This window comes from Paenibacillus sp. FSL R7-0345, assembly GCF_038595055.1.
Classification (GTDB): domain Bacteria; phylum Bacillota; class Bacilli; order Paenibacillales; family Paenibacillaceae; genus Paenibacillus_AQ.
Genome location: NZ_CP152002.1, coordinates 4,792,190 through 4,806,986, shown reverse-complemented (window position 1 = coordinate 4,806,986; position 14,797 = coordinate 4,792,190). Strand labels below are relative to the sequence as shown.

17 protein-coding genes are annotated in these 14,797 nt (G+C 52.6%); 12 read left to right on the top strand and 5 right to left on the bottom strand.

Annotated features, from left to right (window positions below):
- Nucleotides 1–37 precede the first annotated feature (37 nt).
- The 4 genes from NST84_RS20880 (at nt 38) to NST84_RS20865 (ending at nt 2,836) form a co-directional block, all read left to right on the top strand.
- On the top strand, nt 38–364 hold the full coding sequence (locus tag NST84_RS20880; protein WP_342562073.1) for a DUF3139 domain-containing protein: 327 nt from the start codon (nt 38–40) through the stop codon (nt 362–364).
- A 78-nt stretch (nt 365–442) separates the two neighbouring features.
- The gene (locus tag NST84_RS20875) at nt 443–658 is read left to right on the top strand and encodes a hypothetical protein (RefSeq protein ID WP_342562072.1); all 216 of its coding nucleotides are present in this window, start codon (nt 443–445) and stop codon (nt 656–658) included.
- 208 nt (nt 659–866) lie between these two features.
- A complete protein-coding gene (locus tag NST84_RS20870; protein WP_342562071.1) occupies nt 867–1,994 on the top strand; it encodes a hypothetical protein in 1,128 nt (375 codons plus the stop codon).
- A 185-nt stretch (nt 1,995–2,179) separates the two neighbouring features.
- Nucleotides 2,180–2,836: a hypothetical protein gene (locus tag NST84_RS20865; protein WP_342562070.1), complete on the top strand. Its 657-nt coding sequence runs from the start codon at nt 2,180–2,182 to the stop codon at nt 2,834–2,836.
- A gap of 198 nt (nt 2,837–3,034) precedes the next feature.
- Here NST84_RS20865 and NST84_RS20860 read toward each other — a convergent pair whose 3' ends face one another.
- The 3 genes from NST84_RS20860 to NST84_RS20850 all read right to left on the bottom strand — a co-directional run bounded on the left by NST84_RS20860 (nt 3,035) and on the right by NST84_RS20850 (nt 5,954).
- The gene (locus NST84_RS20860) at nt 3,035–3,937 is read right to left on the bottom strand and encodes a manganese catalase family protein (protein ID WP_342562069.1); all 903 of its coding nucleotides are present in this window, start codon (nt 3,935–3,937) and stop codon (nt 3,035–3,037) included.
- Between the two features lie 79 nt (nt 3,938–4,016).
- A complete protein-coding gene (locus NST84_RS20855) occupies nt 4,017–5,369 on the bottom strand; it encodes a metallophosphoesterase (protein ID WP_342562068.1) in 1,353 nt (450 codons plus the stop codon).
- A 33-nt stretch (nt 5,370–5,402) separates the two neighbouring features.
- The gene (locus tag NST84_RS20850) at nt 5,403–5,954 is read right to left on the bottom strand and encodes a hypothetical protein (protein ID WP_342562067.1); all 552 of its coding nucleotides are present in this window, start codon (nt 5,952–5,954) and stop codon (nt 5,403–5,405) included.
- Between the two features lie 170 nt (nt 5,955–6,124).
- Here NST84_RS20850 and NST84_RS20845 point away from each other — a divergent pair, with 170 nt between their 5' ends.
- The 4 genes from NST84_RS20845 to NST84_RS20830 all read left to right on the top strand — a co-directional run bounded on the left by NST84_RS20845 (nt 6,125) and on the right by NST84_RS20830 (nt 8,686).
- The gene (locus tag NST84_RS20845) at nt 6,125–6,700 is read left to right on the top strand and encodes a TetR/AcrR family transcriptional regulator (protein WP_342562066.1); all 576 of its coding nucleotides are present in this window, start codon (nt 6,125–6,127) and stop codon (nt 6,698–6,700) included.
- Nucleotides 6,701–6,858: 158 nt separating this feature from the next.
- On the top strand, nt 6,859–7,527 hold the full coding sequence (locus NST84_RS20840; protein ID WP_342562065.1) for a ribonuclease H family protein: 669 nt from the start codon (nt 6,859–6,861) through the stop codon (nt 7,525–7,527).
- Between the two features lie 54 nt (nt 7,528–7,581).
- On the top strand, nt 7,582–8,250 hold the full coding sequence (locus NST84_RS20835; protein WP_342562064.1) for a uracil-DNA glycosylase: 669 nt from the start codon (nt 7,582–7,584) through the stop codon (nt 8,248–8,250).
- 31 nt (nt 8,251–8,281) lie between these two features.
- A complete protein-coding gene (locus NST84_RS20830; RefSeq protein WP_342562063.1) occupies nt 8,282–8,686 on the top strand; it encodes a hypothetical protein in 405 nt (134 codons plus the stop codon).
- A 79-nt stretch (nt 8,687–8,765) separates the two neighbouring features.
- Here NST84_RS20830 and NST84_RS20825 read toward each other — a convergent pair whose 3' ends face one another.
- Nucleotides 8,766–9,866, bottom strand: a complete 1,101-nt coding sequence (locus tag NST84_RS20825) for an AI-2E family transporter (protein ID WP_342562062.1) — start codon at nt 9,864–9,866, stop codon at nt 8,766–8,768.
- 176 nt (nt 9,867–10,042) lie between these two features.
- Between NST84_RS20825 and NST84_RS20820 the strand changes: the two genes are divergently transcribed.
- The gene (locus NST84_RS20820; RefSeq protein ID WP_342562061.1) at nt 10,043–10,516 is read left to right on the top strand and encodes a general stress protein; all 474 of its coding nucleotides are present in this window, start codon (nt 10,043–10,045) and stop codon (nt 10,514–10,516) included.
- Nucleotides 10,517–10,524: 8 nt separating this feature from the next.
- Here NST84_RS20820 and NST84_RS20815 read toward each other — a convergent pair whose 3' ends face one another.
- Nucleotides 10,525–10,815, bottom strand: a complete 291-nt coding sequence (locus tag NST84_RS20815) for a hypothetical protein (RefSeq protein WP_342562060.1) — start codon at nt 10,813–10,815, stop codon at nt 10,525–10,527.
- 285 nt (nt 10,816–11,100) lie between these two features.
- On the opposite strand from NST84_RS20815, the gene NST84_RS20810 reads away from it, so the two are divergent.
- The 3 genes from NST84_RS20810 to NST84_RS20800 are packed head-to-tail and all read left to right on the top strand — an operon-like array spanning nt 11,101 to nt 14,776.
- A complete protein-coding gene (locus NST84_RS20810) occupies nt 11,101–11,865 on the top strand; it encodes a DeoR/GlpR family DNA-binding transcription regulator (RefSeq protein WP_342562059.1) in 765 nt (254 codons plus the stop codon).
- Between the two features lie 32 nt (nt 11,866–11,897).
- Complete coding sequence (pfkB, locus tag NST84_RS20805; RefSeq protein ID WP_342562058.1) at nt 11,898–12,812, top strand: 1-phosphofructokinase; 915 nt, start codon at nt 11,898–11,900, stop codon at nt 12,810–12,812.
- 38 nt (nt 12,813–12,850) lie between these two features.
- Nucleotides 12,851–14,776: a fructose-specific PTS transporter subunit EIIC gene (locus tag NST84_RS20800; RefSeq protein ID WP_342562057.1), complete on the top strand. Its 1,926-nt coding sequence runs from the start codon at nt 12,851–12,853 to the stop codon at nt 14,774–14,776.
- The last annotated feature ends 21 nt before the right edge of the window (nt 14,777–14,797 follow it).

The window sequence follows — 14,797 nt, the reverse complement described above, 5'->3', positions numbered from 1 at the left end:
GGAGCTGAGTCCGGTGAGGCGAAGGTTTGTTTACGTATTGCGTGTTCTGATTGTGCTGCTGGTTCTGTCTCCGGTGGTGTATGTGCAGGTTAATAAAATCCTGTACGCCAAGCGGGTCTCCGCCTATCTGACGGATACAAAGGGCTACAAGAAAGAGGAGATTGCTTCGGTAGAAGGGATCTGGAGCATCAAGGCGCCGCCTTTTTTGGTAGAGGTTGAGTTTAGGGATGAGCCGGGGGTGGAGTATATTTATTTTGCCCATGCCGGTGTCCTGCAGTTTAGTTACAGCATTACTCCCGAGGGGCGGGAGAACGGATACAGGGAGGCCAGATTGAAGCATGTGGATTCTGCCGAAGGATGGTGAGGTTCTGGACAATACGGATTTACACGCGTAAAAGGCTATACATGAAATCGGGGATGGCTGAATGGAGGAGGGGGATACATGCTGATCAGAACGGAGAGGGCTGAGGATTATGGGCAGGTTTTCCGGCTGAATGAACAGGCATTCGGAAACCGTGAGGAAGAGGCGAAGCTGGTTGAAAGGATCAGGGCTTCAGTAGAGTTCATCCCGGAGCCGTCTATTGTGGCTGAGGTGAAGGGCAATGTGGTCGGCCATATTTTACTGAGCGGGGCTAAGGTAGCAGACAAGGAGCATTAGCAGCGGGTGATTGTGCTGGCGCCGATTGCGGTGCATCCGGATTGTCAGAAGCAGGGCATCGGCGGGCTGCTGCAACGCGAGAATAACGGATGAGCATAGAATTCTGTATAAATAGCGGGAGTTTAAAAATAAACCTGACACAAGGCTGTCCAGTATGCCATGCTATGCTTTCATAACAGATTTCAATAACTGCAGGAGGGAACAAGACATGGCAGAGCCGTTAAAGGCAATGTACAATGAAGAATTTTTGCGAGACTTCGGCAGGAAGCTGCGTGGAGCTTATGACGCATTCGATATAGAAGGCTTTGTTGCCGAAGCGATGCGGGAGCCGTGGGAAGAGCTGGAGCTGAAAGCGCGGATGCGGCGGATTACGGAGACACTGGGGGCTTTTTTGCCTGAAAGCTATGAACAAGCTTTGGCGGTCCTCTACGCGGTAGATCATGAATGTGTCGGCTTTCCTTACCTGATCCTCCCCGATTTCGTTGAGGTATACGGGCAGGCCGAGGAGCATTGGACGTTGTCAATGGCCGCACTGGAACGGTTTACACAGGGGTCGAGTGCCGAGTTTGCCGTAAGACCATTCCTGCTGCGTGACCCGCAGCGGATGATGGAGCAGATGCTATTCTGGTCGCGGCACAGCAATGAGCATGTGCGCCGGCTTGCCAGCGAAGGCTGCCGTCCGCGTCTGCCGTGGGGGCAGGCGCTGCCGGTGTTCAAACGCGATCCTTCCCCCGTTTTGCCGGTGCTGGAGCAGCTGAAGGATGATCCGTCGCTGTACGTACGCAAGAGTGTGGCTAACAATCTGAATGATATCGCCAAGGATCATCCTGATGTCGTGATTGGTATTGCCCGCCGCTGGATAGGCGCAAGCACCCGTACCGACTGGATTGTGCGGCATGGCTGCCGCTCGCTGATCCGCAAAGCTAACCCGGAGATTATGGCCCTTTTCGGGTATGCGGAGGAGGAGGGCACGCCGCTAGTGGCTGCCGCGGCCTTGTCCGTCAATCCGGCGGTTCTGCGGATCGGCGAGAATTGTGTGCTTAGCTATGAACTAAGGGTACGGGAAGGGGAGGCCGTGAGGATCCGGGTGGAATACGGAATTGACTTTGTGAAGGCTGGCGGCAAAACCTCCCGCAAGCTGTTCCTGCTCTCCGACAAAACGGTTCCGGGAGGATCAAGGCTGTCCGCTGTCCGAACACACCGCTGGGCAGACCTGACCACCCGCCGCCACTATCCGGGCGGGCACCGGATTGTGCTGCTGGTGAACGGCAGGGAGGTTGCCTCCACGGAGCTCGTGCTTGAAGCTGCGGTGCGGGAAGAAGGGCCGCTGGAATAAAGGGGGGAATCCGCAGCTGGCCGCAGCCGGATGGCCGAAATGAGAGGCAAAAATGCCTCTGATTCGACTTTGATTAGCGCAGAATATGCCTCGCCTTTTTCTCCAGCGCAACATTATCGGTAATCAGCCGTTTGAGAAAGAGTAGGAGCAATAACTAGTTACCAGTTACAGAAGGAGGGGGAAAAATGCGCCTGTTACTACCAGTCGCTTCTCTGGTGTTACTTCTTGTTCTGACAGGCTGCGCAGGAAATCATAGTCCAAGTGCTGAATATGGGGCAGCAAACGATACGAGTAATACAATCCCGGCACCTAACACACCACCTAACACATCTACCGCACCTAGCGTACCCGACACAACCCCGGCACCCGCCGCACCCGACTCCTTCATCACACCCCGTACCTCCGTTACCGGACAGATGCCGGAAACGATGCCGGCGGATTTTGCATTCTCTGTACGGTTTGGCATTACGGGTAAAAATGAAATCAACACCTTTAACGGGACGGTAACCAAGGATCTGGTGACTCTCGGTACGGCGCAGGCAGATTTCGTTTTTACTGATAGTGAGCTGGCAGATATTTATGCGCGTCTGCGTACAATCAATATTTACAGGGAGCTGAAGCTGGAGCCGGACAGGAAAAACTGTGCGAAGACACCTTTTGATGAGGAACACTGGCAGATTAGGCTGGACGGGGAACAGCGGTCGTTTGATTGGGACGATGAAAACTGCGAAACGACTGCGGATGCTGAGCAGCTGAAGGAGCTGCGGAGTTATATTTTTGAGCTGGTTAAAAACAAGCAGGCGTATCTGGAGCTGCCGGAGGCGGAAGGCGGTTATGATTGAGCAGTAAAACCAGCATTCCTTCCACAGAAACATTCTTGAGCTTTCAGACAAAAGGATATTCACACGACAAAATAGGGCGTCCTGCATAAGCAGGCGCCCTAACTGTTTAATCATATATTTTATACATGCCCGATACACACAGCAGTAAGGTAGCTGCTTTCAAGCGATCAAGCCTTCTATTACACAGCTGCGTAAAAGCTAGTCGGTGATATTGCCTGCCATTTTGAGCCGTTTGGCAATTTCTTTGAATTCCTCTTCGGAGATGCCCGGCGCGAATTCTTCCTTGGATTCAGGCGCTTCAGGAATAGGGAAGCCCTTAGGAGCGCCTTCGATTACTTCCAGCGGAAGACCGTCCTCCGGATGCGTTCCCTTCCAGATCTGGCCGATCGTGCTGAAATCTTTATCACTCCAAGTATACAGCTTGGTGTGAACGCCCTTTTCCTCGTATTTTTTGGCCTCGGTAAACAGTTTATTGCTCAGAGACGGAATCGGAACCAGCTTGGTCACGTTCACGCCTGTAGCAATTTCCAGCGCCTTTGCATAAGCCACCACATGGACGCCGCCTCGTACCAGCAGGAAGCCGACAACCGCACGGGCAGCCGGATGATCGGTCATTTCATATACCTTCATCTTGTGGGTTCTGGCCCCGCATTCGAGGAAGAAGTTATGCAGCAGATCTTCAACCAGATTGCCGCTGTTAAACACATTGGCTCCGGTCCACGGGTTACCCATTGAGTCGAACGGCATGGCACCCTGGGCTCCGGCCAGAAAGTGATACGACAAGCGTGCGTCCTTCACTGCTTCCAGCGGCGTAGAGTCCGGTTTTTTATAATCGGTTGAGCCTCTGAGACATTTGTTCACAGCATGGGAGACCAGCTCCACATGGCCCAGCTCTTCTGCGGTAATACTCATCACCAGGTCATAAAACGGCTTCAGCTTGTCCTTGGAACGGAAATTAAAAGACTGGTAGAGATAGTTGTTGAGGGTGGACATCTCGCCGAATTTGCCGCCTAACAGCTCTTGCACGGCAGCGGCGGCATTCGGGTCCGGTTTCTCGACATCGGGAATCTCAATCATAATTTCATCCATCCGTTTGAACATTGACTTGTCGTCCTCCTTAGGGCTTATGCTTGATTAGAGTGCTCGACCTACATTAAACGCAATCTGCCGGGTTCAAACGTTACCGCAGAGGCAGTGTTGTAACAAAATGGTTATTATCCTTCTGCTCAAGCTCCGACATGCGCAGCACATAGCTTTTTAAACCGCTGTAAGGGGCAGCATGCCACAGCCGGAAGCCTTCCAATGCGGTAACAGCAACAATCTCCTTATCAGCATTCCCGGCAAAATAAATCTCATTCAGCCGTCCGACCACGTCTGCCATTGCCCTCAACTGCTCCTGCGTATAATCGGCATAGCTGCTGTCGCCGGATAACCTGACGAAGCTCCGGTCTGCTGACAGCTTCCGGAATGCCTCCTCACTGTAAGCAGTAAAATTCAGCAGATCCGGATTCGAGCTGCCTGCCGCCCTGGCCCAGAGCTCTACATTCAGCTTCGACGTATTATATTCTAGCGTGCGGGAAACAGGGGTATAATCCACAATCCCATACTGGTGCGGGTAGACGGACAAAGCACTGCCGGCAATATCATAAACACCTTGGTCACTTTCACGGATATCCTGGAAATGAATATGCCCGCTGAAGACCATTGTGATTCCGTTTCGCATCAGGACATCAGCAGTCCGCTTATTATTGTTAAGCGTAAAGCCTTCCTGGAGAAAATCACTGTGATCTTGCAGGCTATGGTGCATAACCGCTACTATCTGCGCCCCGCTCTCTGCGGCCAGGCGGCTGCACCGGCCGATCCATCCCAGAGTGGCGGCGGTTAGCTGGCCGTCAAGCTGGGGATGTCCCAGCTTCTTGTTGCTGCTGTACTGGCTGGTATCCAGCATCAGAAGCCAAAGATCCTCTGAAGGGGCAGCCAGGTAGCTAAGGGAGTCATTGTCTCTCAGCAGCGCCTCGCCATAACCGAATTCACTGTAAATGCTGCGGAAGCTCCTTGGAGTGACAGAGTCCACCGGAATCTGCCGTTCACCCTTAAAGCGTCTGGCCCAGGGATTCATCACATCATGATTGCCCGGAATGACATAAATCTGCGTTCCGGTATGCTGCTCAATAGCCCGCAGGTGCTCCGCAAGGTCCTGATGACTGGCTTTTTCCCCGTTATTGGTCAGATCCCCGCTGATTATGACTGCCGCCGGACGCTGGATTCCGATATCAAACTCAAGGGCATCCAGCATTTCATCGCTGTAGGCCAGCTGCTTGCCGTCTCCGGCAGCCATAAATTTGCTGAAGGCAGGTCCATTATCAGTCAGTCTGGGGGACAGGTAATGGGTGTCTGTCGTGGTCAGCAGCCTGATATTCTGGCCGGACTGAACCCGGAGCACCTGCTGCTGCTCTGACGCCTGCCCGCTGCAAGAGGAGAGCAGAAGAAGCAGGGAGAATAGAATGGCCGCATTAATCCGCCGGACGGACAATAGAAACACCTCATTTCTTTTGAAAAAGCTCTGTTATTTCACTCTGGCATTCCCGCTGACGATTCCCTGATCCCCCAGATTGAACGTGGACAAATATTGCTTATTGGCAAAATAGACGTTTCCTCTAACCGTAGCGCTGATCACGGTGAACCCGTCAGCCTCGACGTAAACATCCCCGATAAAAATCCCGCCTTCCAGCCGGGTATTCTCACTGCGGATCGTCAGCTTGGGTGCGGTCAAAGTAAAGGAATTAGTGATGCTCTGATCCTCGTCCTGGGTGTAGAGGGCGATTTTGCGGGCAGGTTCACCGTTGTGGACGAACTGGCCGTCAACAATAAGCTCCTCGTCGAAGGTGAAGTCCCGCAGTGCCGCGGCAATCCAGGTGCCTTCCTTGCTGAGCGCCTGTTTGAAGGCCGCCTCATTATCGACAATGGAAGCGGTAGTAACGGCATCTACGGTCACGTTGCCGTTTGTCCCGGCAGCTGTACCCGTATTGTTATTCACTGCATTGCTGCTGCCTGAATCCGAACATCCCGCCAGCAGTATTAAAGCAAGTACAGCCGCGCTTAAAGTAATCTTGTTCATGTTACAAAGCCTCCTGATAGAGTGTGGTGGATCTAAATTGGATTCGGATCGCTTCAAAATTAATATAGAACGGTTGGTGCGGAACTGAAGTGATCTAGCTCACTGTTGCCCTTAATATTTACCGATCGTTCTATAAATGATAAAATAAGCCAAGGAAAGGAGCATGATTCATGGCCAGAAGTAAAGAGTTTGACGTTGACAACGTCCTCGGTAAAGCGGTGACGGTTTTTTGGCAGCAAGGTTATGAGAGAACCTCTATGCAGGACCTGGTAACGGGCATGGGCATCCATAAGCGGAGCATGTACGATACGTTTGGTGATAAGCATACTTTATATATGAAAGTGTTGGAGCGATATGCCGGCACTGTTTCCGGCAAGATGGAGAGCAAGGTTGAAGGACTGTCATCTGCCAAGAAAGCCATCCGCCTGTTATTTGAAGCTATAGCATACAATAATGGCCCGGAGCCAAAAGGATGCCTGCTTGTAAATACTGCGGTGGAGCTTGCCGTTCATGATCCTGAGGCAGCGGCGAGAGTAAAGGATGCTTTTCTGGACACAGAGCACCTACTGGAACGCCTGCTGCGCCAGGGGCAGGAGAGCGGAGAGCTTACGCGCAGCTTTGATCCTTCTGATATGGCAGCCTATCTGCACAACGCACTAGTCGGCCTGCGGGTGCTGGTCAAGACAGAACCGGATGCCGGCAGGCTGCAGACCATTATCGATCTGACACTTAAGTCACTGGATTAATCACCGGTCTAGTATTGGCGCACCGGCTGCCGATTATCCGGGTACCCGAGATTTCCCCGGGCCGGGCGCTTGATCTGCTGATCCGGGCTTCTATCCCGGCGCGGTTTGGATTACAATATTCTTCTGAGGAATTTTATGTGGCAGGAGGAGCAGCAAATATGGCTAAACAGAAATTTTATGTGGTCTGGGAGGGCAAGCAGCCGGGGGTGTACACCACCTGGGCGGAGTGCCAGGCTCAGACGGATCATTACACCGGAGCCAAGTACAAATCCTATGAGTCCAGGGCTGCCGCAGATGCAGCCTTTAAAGCAGGCTGGAGAGGCAATTGGGGAAGCGGCGCTGCTGGCGCAGGTGCAGCCAAAAGCAAACCTGCAGGCTCCCGGGGCCGCAGTACAGCTGCGGCCGCGCCGGAATCAATGGAAATTGATTACGACAGCATCTCTGTAGATGTGGGTACAAGGGGCAACCCGGGACCGGTTGAATATAAAGGCGTGGATACGCAGACCGGCGATATCATTTTCTCCTGCGGCCCGATCCGCAAAGGCACAAACAATTTGGGTGAATTCCTGGCCATTGTGCACGCGCTGGCTCATCTGAAGAAAGAGGGCAGCAGCAAGACTGTTTACAGCGATTCTGTCAACGCGATGAAATGGGTCAAGCAAAAAAAGGTGGCGACCACCCTGGCCCGTGATGCTTCGACAGAGGAGATTTGGATATTGATCGACAGGGCTGAGAACTGGCTGAGGACTAACACGTATGAAAATAAAGTACTGAAGTGGCAGACCAGAGAGTGGGGAGAAATCAAAGCGGACTACGGGCGGAAATAGGGTAATACAAGGTACGGTCTAAATTACAGCAGGAATCGGGAGGAGAGAACCGGCATGTTCGGAAATGATTGGGATGAAGTGCTGCAGGAGGAAATTCAGAAGCCTTATTTTCAGGAGCTGCGCTATGCGTTAGCGGCGGAGTACAAGCAGTATACGGTCTATCCGCCCAAGGAGCTGCTGTTCTCGGCACTCAAGCTGACACCATACAATAAGACACGGGTTGTTATATTGGGCCAGGACCCTTATCACGGCGCAGGACAAGCCCACGGGCTGAGCTTTTCTGTCAAGCCGGGCGTACGCATACCGCCTTCATTGCGCAATATTTACCAGGAGCTGCACAATGATACAGGCACATCTGTGCCGAACCACGGCTCCCTGCTGCACTGGGCAGAAGAAGGCGTGCTTATGCTTAACGCAGTGCTGACCGTCCGTGAAGGGCAGCCGAATTCGCATAAGGGGTTAGGCTGGGAGACATTTACCGACGCTATTATGGAGAAGCTGAATGAACGCACTGAGCCGCTTGTATTTATCCTCTGGGGCAGTCATGCCCAGCAAAAAGGGGCCTATATCGACCGGAGCCTCCACAAGGTTATCCAGTCTCCGCATCCCAGCCCGTTCTCGGCGCACCGCGGATTTTTGGGCAGCAAGCCGTTTTCGCAGGCGAATGAGTATCTGGAATCACACGGTTTGACAGGAATAGACTGGTCCATACCGAATTTATAGGTAGCACAGGCATAGTGAAGGGGGGAGAGCAATGAAGCATTGGGTAGGCAGACCGGTCATCATGTATTGCGGTGAGGCACCCTATACGATTATGAAGGGCGTGCTGCGCAAATGGGATCCTCAGGCTTCGCTGGCCGTTATCGGCCATCAGGAAATTGCTGTACCTTTTCGTGACATTGTCTACATTAAGGCGCTCGCTCCCAAGGAACGGGCATTGCCCCCGGTTCTTCACTCCGTCGGATATGTCATGAGAGAACGCCAGCAGTTTGATAACGCAGTCTATTTTAAATCGGCTGTTACCGTCTGGAAAGGCGACCAGCTGGTTGCCTTCAATTCCGTGATCGTCTCACACACAAAGGGTGCGGTTACGCTGCAGGACGGGCAGAATCTGATGAAGGGCACGCATATCTTTGTGGTCCGCTCCCTGCGGGGTTAATCAGCTGTACAATCAGAGCAAACATAAAGAGCAGCATTCTCCTGTAACGGGAGGACGCTGCTCTTTGATTTACCAAAAGCTATAACTGCTCTTCTTTAGGCAGCTGGATCTCCTCGACCCGCTCTGCCACGATAATCTCGTATATGCGCAAAAAAATAATTTTGGCAATCATATAGACAGGCAGGGCAATCAGCACACCGATGATTCCGAAGAAATCTCCGCCGACGAGCACAATAACTACCGTAGTCAGCGGATGCACATCCAGCGATTTGCCGTAAATGATCGGTGATAGCACATTATCCTGTATCTGCTGGGCAACCAGAATAATGACGAGCGACCAGATCGCCATGGTAGGGGATTCAATGAATCCGACGATAAGAACCGGTATGGAAGCAAGCAGTGACCCTACATAAGGAATGAAGTTAAGCGGAATGGAGATTACGGCTAGCAGCAGTGAATAAGGCAGACCGATGAACAGGAAACCGATGTACAGCAGAATCCCGAGCACCACATTCAGAATAACCCGGGTGACAATGAAGCCGCTTAGCGCACCGTCGATATCGACAAGCATATCCTGGCCTTCCTTGCGGAATTTCCGCGGGAACAGACCCAGCAGGATAGGGGACAGCTTATGCCCGTCCTTTAGCATGTAATAGAGAATGATCGGCAGTGTGGCGATAACCACGACAATACTGGAGATCACACCGATCAGATTGGACATGGAATTGGTCATCCAGTTAATCGCGTTGCTTAAATATTCGGATATTTTGTCGGACAGGTCCGTATCGCCCGAGAAAAACCGTGACAGTGCAGGGTTATTCCGCAGCTCATTAAATTGATTCTGCATTCCCTGTACCAGGTAAGGCATGTTATCAATAAAATTCTTGAACTGCTCGCGCAGTGTCGGCCAGAGCAGAATCCAGAACAGGACGAACAGGCCGGCGAAGACGAGATAAATCAGCAGAATGGAGAGCGCACGGTTCAGTTTATGCTTCTCCAGAAATCTGACCAGCGGGCGCAGCAGATAATACATGAACCCTGACAGCATCATCGGCACGAGCAGCAGATTTATGATGGAGAGCAGCGGCGTGAACAGGAACATCACCTTGGAGCCCAAATAAAGAATCAATAGAAAGGCAATGATGGACAGGCTTGTCCGAAAATATTTGCTTTGCAGCATAGCAGCACCTCCGTAATTTTGATTGTGTAGCGTGACCCTATGTACAGCTCATCCCGATTCTATCTTTATAACCGAAACGATAGAGATTGATTCAGCCTGCTAGATTGCAAATTCCCAGAGGCCGGGTTTAGGCGGGAAAAGAGCCGGTTAATACGGATTAAAAGGAGGGGATGCAGATGACTACGCTGGTTTTGGGGATCTTCGGACACCGGAGCGATGCCATACTGGCAATCGAAGATTTAAGGAAGAGTGGTATTAAGAAGAAGCATATTTCAGCTGTGGCGAAGCAAAAAAATACGCTGGAGCTGATCAGCCACGATACAGGAATCGGCAGGGCGGAGAGTGGAGCCGGTAATGAAGGCTTGTTCGGAACAGCCCGGGAGTTGGGTGTCGGACTGGATATGATTAACGATACCGCTGTATCCGCGGGCCCGGCAGCGCGCAAGCTGGCCGGGGCTGACCTGGAGGGGGATGGCCTTGCTGTCAGCCTGATCGGAATGGGCATACCGGAGGCGGATGCCCTTAAATATGCGGAGCATGCCGAAATGGAGCATATTATTGTCATTGTGGACATTGAAGAGGATCAGCGCGGGCAGATCAGTGAGATCATGGAGCAGCATCATGCCATTCCACTGGCCGCTGCTGAATAAATCAGCAGTTAACGGCGCGGCAGACGGGATTTCTTGTCTGCCGCTTTTTTGCGCCGGGATTGGATGAACAGAGCAGGCTCTATATCAACCTGGCCGCCGGTTTCTTTTGTAACCTGCTTAGCCTTGACGAGTGCAAGGAATGCAAAGACCTCTCCAAGAGCAGCCAGTCCGGCTGCGATAATCTCGTAGTCATCAGCGGTTAATTCCGCAGACTCCACAGGATTCCCGGTGCTGCCGGGATTTTTGCTGCTCTTATTATTGCTGATGCCGCTGCCATAACCGTTTATGTTATTGGCCATTTCCTGTTCACCTGCTTTTCGCCATATATATTTATTAATATGTTGCTTGCCTGCGGGAGGAAATAGGCAATAGGGAGGATATTTCTCAAGACTTACTTTTTGTATATATGAGCAAAAAAAATCACTTTACTTCATTTGAAAACGCTGTTAAAATCATAAATAAGCAGAAATGATCAATAATGAGCATCAAACGTCAGATAAATGATCAAGTTAGCGGTTAATAACATAGATTTGCATAGCAGGGTGACTTCGTGCTTACGCTATGCGTAGAGGGAGTGAACTGCTGTGCTGTTTGAAGAAGAAAGAAAACGGAGCATCGTACAGTTTGTCGAGCAGCGTACAAGGGCATCGGTTCAGGAGCTGAGCCTGGAGCTCGGCGTCTCCGAATCAACGGTGCGCCGGGATTTGAAGGAGCTGGAGGAAGCAAGGCTCCTGAAGCGGACGCACGGAGGGGCAGTATCGCTGCAGAGTGTTAACTTTGAAGCTGCTTTTCCGGATAAGGAAGACCGGCTGCAGGACGAGAAGCTGCGGATTGCTGCCAAGGCAGTCCAGATGATTCAGGAAGGCGATGCCATTCTGCTTGACGGAGGGACAACGACCCTACAGATCGCCAAGGCGCTCAAGAGCTTCTCCAATCTGAAGGTCATTACCAATTCAATCATGGCTTTGAATGAGCTGAGGGACTGCCGGAATATTGAAGTGTCGATTACCGGCGGCATGCTGAGGCCGGATACGATGGCGTTTGTCGGTCCGATGACGGAACGGTCACTTGAGATGGTCCGGGTGGACAAAGCCTTTCTGGGAACGAACGGGCTTGATCTGCAGGAGGGAATTACCACTCCCAACATGCTGGAGGCAGCTACGAAGCGCAAAATGATCGCCGTTGCCAAGCAGTCCATTCTGCTTGCGGATCACAGCAAGATCGGCCAGGTATCCTTCTGTAAAGTGGCTGATCTGCAGGAAATCGATCACTGCATCCTGGATTCGGCAGCGCCGGACAGCTTTACCCGCGGACTTGAAGCCCTGGATATCGGCTTTACCATCGTGTGAAGGCAAGTAAACCACAATAATGAGGGATGAACATGATCTATACCGTTACACTTAATCCTTCCATTGACTATATCGTGGAAGTGGAAGATATGAAGCTCGGCAGCCTGAACCGGATGTCCCGTGACCTGAAGCTGCCAGGCGGCAAAGGCATTAACGTATCACGCGTGCTGAATCAGCTTGGTGTGAACAATACGGCGACCGGCTTTCTCGGCGGCTTCACCGGCCGGTTCATTGAGGACTGGCTGCGTGAGGAAGGAACCTCAAGTGATTTCGTTCCTGTCGGCGGTGACACACGGATTAACATCAAGCTGAAATCCGGGGAAGAGACCGAGATTAACGGAGCCGGACCGGAAATTACCGCAGCTGAAGCCGAGGCGCTGATAAACAAGCTGGGTCATCTTCAGGCGGGGGATATCGTCGTTTTGTCCGGCAGTATTCCGCCTTCACTTGGCGGGGATTTCTATAACAGACTGATCGGGGTGTGCAAGCAGCAGGGCGCACAGTTCGTCATAGATACGACGGGACAGGCCCTGCAGCAGGCTCTTGTGTACGGTCCGCTGCTCGTCAAGCCCAATCATCATGAGCTTGCCGAACTGTTCGGGGTTACCATCACCACCAGAGAAGAAATTATTACGTACGGCCGCAAGCTGCTGGAGGCGGGAGCACAGCATGTGCTGGTCTCGATGGCCGGCGACGGGGCATTGCTGATCACCGAGCAGGGAGTATACAGCGCGAGTGCACCAGCAGGCCAGGTGAGAAATTCGGTAGGTGCAGGCGATTCGATGATCGCAGGTTTTGTAGGTACCTTATCCAAAGAGGGCAATGTACTGGAGGCGTTCCGCACAGGCGTGGCTTCAGGCAGTGCAACAGCTTTCTCCGATGATCTGGCGGATGGCGGATTTATCAGCGAGCTGCGCCCCCGTATTCAGATTACACAGCTAGGTTAGTTAACAGCATTTATGAGGAACATAGGGAGCTGAACAATATGAGAATTACAGATTTGATGATAAAAGAAGCAATGATCATGAATCTGCAGGCAACTACCAAAGAAGCGGCGATCGACGAACTGATCGCCAGTCTGGCAGCCAGCGGAAGAATCAATGATAAGGTGTTGTTTAAAGAGAAAATCCTGGCGCGTGAAGCCCAGTCCAGTACCGGAATCGGCGGCGGAATTGCGATGCCTCATGCCAAAACCTCTGCAGTGAATCAGGCAACAGTAGTATTTGCCAAGAGCAGCGCCGGCGTTGAGTATGAATCGCTGGACGATGAGCCGGCCAAGCTGTTCTTCATGATTGCCGCACCGGAAGGTGCTGGAAATATGCACATGCGAACACTCGCAGCTCTGTCCAGGCTGCTCATTGAAAGCGAATTCATCGATGCGCTGATGAATGCCTCCACTCCGGATGAAGTGGCCGCCCTGTTCGATGCCAAGCAGGCGGAGCAGGATGCCAAGGCAGAAGCGGAGAAAGCCGCACCTGCAGCCAAGCCGGCGCCTGAAAAAATGATTGTGGGAAATCCGGAGTCCTCCGGTTTTGTTGTAGCAGTAACGGCATGTCCTACGGGAATTGCCCATACCTTTATGGCAGAAGATGCGCTGAAGAAGAAAGCGCTGGAGATGGGTGTTAATATCCGCGTTGAAACGAACGGCTCGGAAGGCGCGCAGAATGTGCTTACCGCGGATGAGATCCGCCGGGCCAGCGGCGTTATTGTGGCAGCCGACAAGAATGTTGAAATGGCCCGCTTCGCCGGCAAGCCGGTGCTGCAAAGACCGGTAAGTGACGGTATCCGCAAGCCTGAAGAGCTGATCAGCAAAGCTCTCAAGGGCGATGCCCCGATCTACCAGGACGGCGGACGCAGCACCAGCAGCGAAGCTGCTCCGGCTAAATCAGGCAGCGTGGGAAGCAAAATCTACAAAGATCTGATGAACGGTATTTCGCACATGCTTCCGTTCGTAGTCGGCGGCGGCATCCTGCTTGCCATTTCCTTCCTGATCGAGCAGGTGGCCGGCGTCGATAACCCGCTGGTGAAGCTGCTGCAGACGATCGGCGGCGGCGATGGTGCCTTCCACTTCCTGATCCCGATCCTCGCCGGATTTATCGCGATGAGCATCGGCGACCGTCCGGCGCTTATGCCGGGTATGGTCGGCGGTATTATGGCCCTGAATTCCAACGCCGGCTTCCTAGGCGGTCTGGCTGCCGGGTTCCTGGCCGGTTATGTCATCATCGGCCTGCGTAAAGCCTTTGCCGGCCTGCCGCGCACGCTCGACGGACTGAAGCCGATTCTGCTCTACCCGGTCTTTGGCCTGCTGATCACCGGAGCTGTAGCCTATTATATATTCGATCCGGTCTTTGGCTCCATTAATACAGCAATGATTGATGCCCTTAACAAATTGGGCACCGGCAACATGGTTCTCCTGGGTATTGTTCTTGGCGGAATGATGGCTATTGATATGGGCGGCCCGTTCAACAAAGCAGCGTATACCTTTGCAATCGGCGTATTCACCTCCAGCGGTAACACGAACGGCCTGATGATGGCTGCAGTTATGGCCGGCGGTATGGTGCCTCCGCTGGCAATTGCCCTGGCAACTACCCTGTTTAAGAACAAGTTCACCGAAACTGAACGCAAGTCCGGGATTACGAATTACGTACTGGGACTGTCCTTTATCACTGAAGGTGCGATTCCATTTGCTGCAGCCGATCCGCTGCGCGTGCTGACTACCTGCATCGTCGGTTCTGCTGTTGCTGGCGGACTGACACAGCTCTGGCACATTAACGTGCCTGCACCGCACGGCGGGATATTCGTTGCCTTTCTTTCCAGCAACGCGCTGCTGTTCCTGCTGGCTGTGCTGATCGGTGCCGTGATCTCCGGCCTGACGCTGGGACTGTGGAAGAAGCCGCTGCAGACGAAATAATAATTAACGATCCGCATATGA

Coding starts and splice junctions, on each gene's coding strand:
- NST84_RS20845 (WP_342562066.1), top strand. CDS start 6,125: ATGGCCAGAAGTAAAGAGTTTGACGTTGACAACGTCCTCGGTAAAGCG.
- NST84_RS20835 (WP_342562064.1), top strand. CDS start 7,582: ATGTTCGGAAATGATTGGGATGAAGTGCTGCAGGAGGAAATTCAGAAG.
- NST84_RS20860 (WP_342562069.1), bottom strand. CDS start 3,937: ATGTTCAAACGGATGGATGAAATTATGATTGAGATTCCCGATGTCGAG.
- NST84_RS20820 (WP_342562061.1), top strand. CDS start 10,043: ATGACTACGCTGGTTTTGGGGATCTTCGGACACCGGAGCGATGCCATA.
- NST84_RS20865 (WP_342562070.1), top strand. CDS start 2,180: ATGCGCCTGTTACTACCAGTCGCTTCTCTGGTGTTACTTCTTGTTCTG.
- NST84_RS20870 (WP_342562071.1), top strand. CDS start 867: ATGGCAGAGCCGTTAAAGGCAATGTACAATGAAGAATTTTTGCGAGAC.
- pfkB (WP_342562058.1), top strand. CDS start 11,898: ATGATCTATACCGTTACACTTAATCCTTCCATTGACTATATCGTGGAA.
- NST84_RS20830 (WP_342562063.1), top strand. CDS start 8,282: ATGAAGCATTGGGTAGGCAGACCGGTCATCATGTATTGCGGTGAGGCA.
- NST84_RS20815 (WP_342562060.1), bottom strand. CDS start 10,815: ATGGCCAATAACATAAACGGTTATGGCAGCGGCATCAGCAATAATAAG.
- NST84_RS20825 (WP_342562062.1), bottom strand. CDS start 9,866: ATGCTGCAAAGCAAATATTTTCGGACAAGCCTGTCCATCATTGCCTTT.
- NST84_RS20840 (WP_342562065.1), top strand. CDS start 6,859: ATGGCTAAACAGAAATTTTATGTGGTCTGGGAGGGCAAGCAGCCGGGG.
- NST84_RS20800 (WP_342562057.1), top strand. CDS start 12,851: ATGAGAATTACAGATTTGATGATAAAAGAAGCAATGATCATGAATCTG.
- NST84_RS20850 (WP_342562067.1), bottom strand. CDS start 5,954: ATGAACAAGATTACTTTAAGCGCGGCTGTACTTGCTTTAATACTGCTG.
- NST84_RS20875 (WP_342562072.1), top strand. CDS start 443: ATGCTGATCAGAACGGAGAGGGCTGAGGATTATGGGCAGGTTTTCCGG.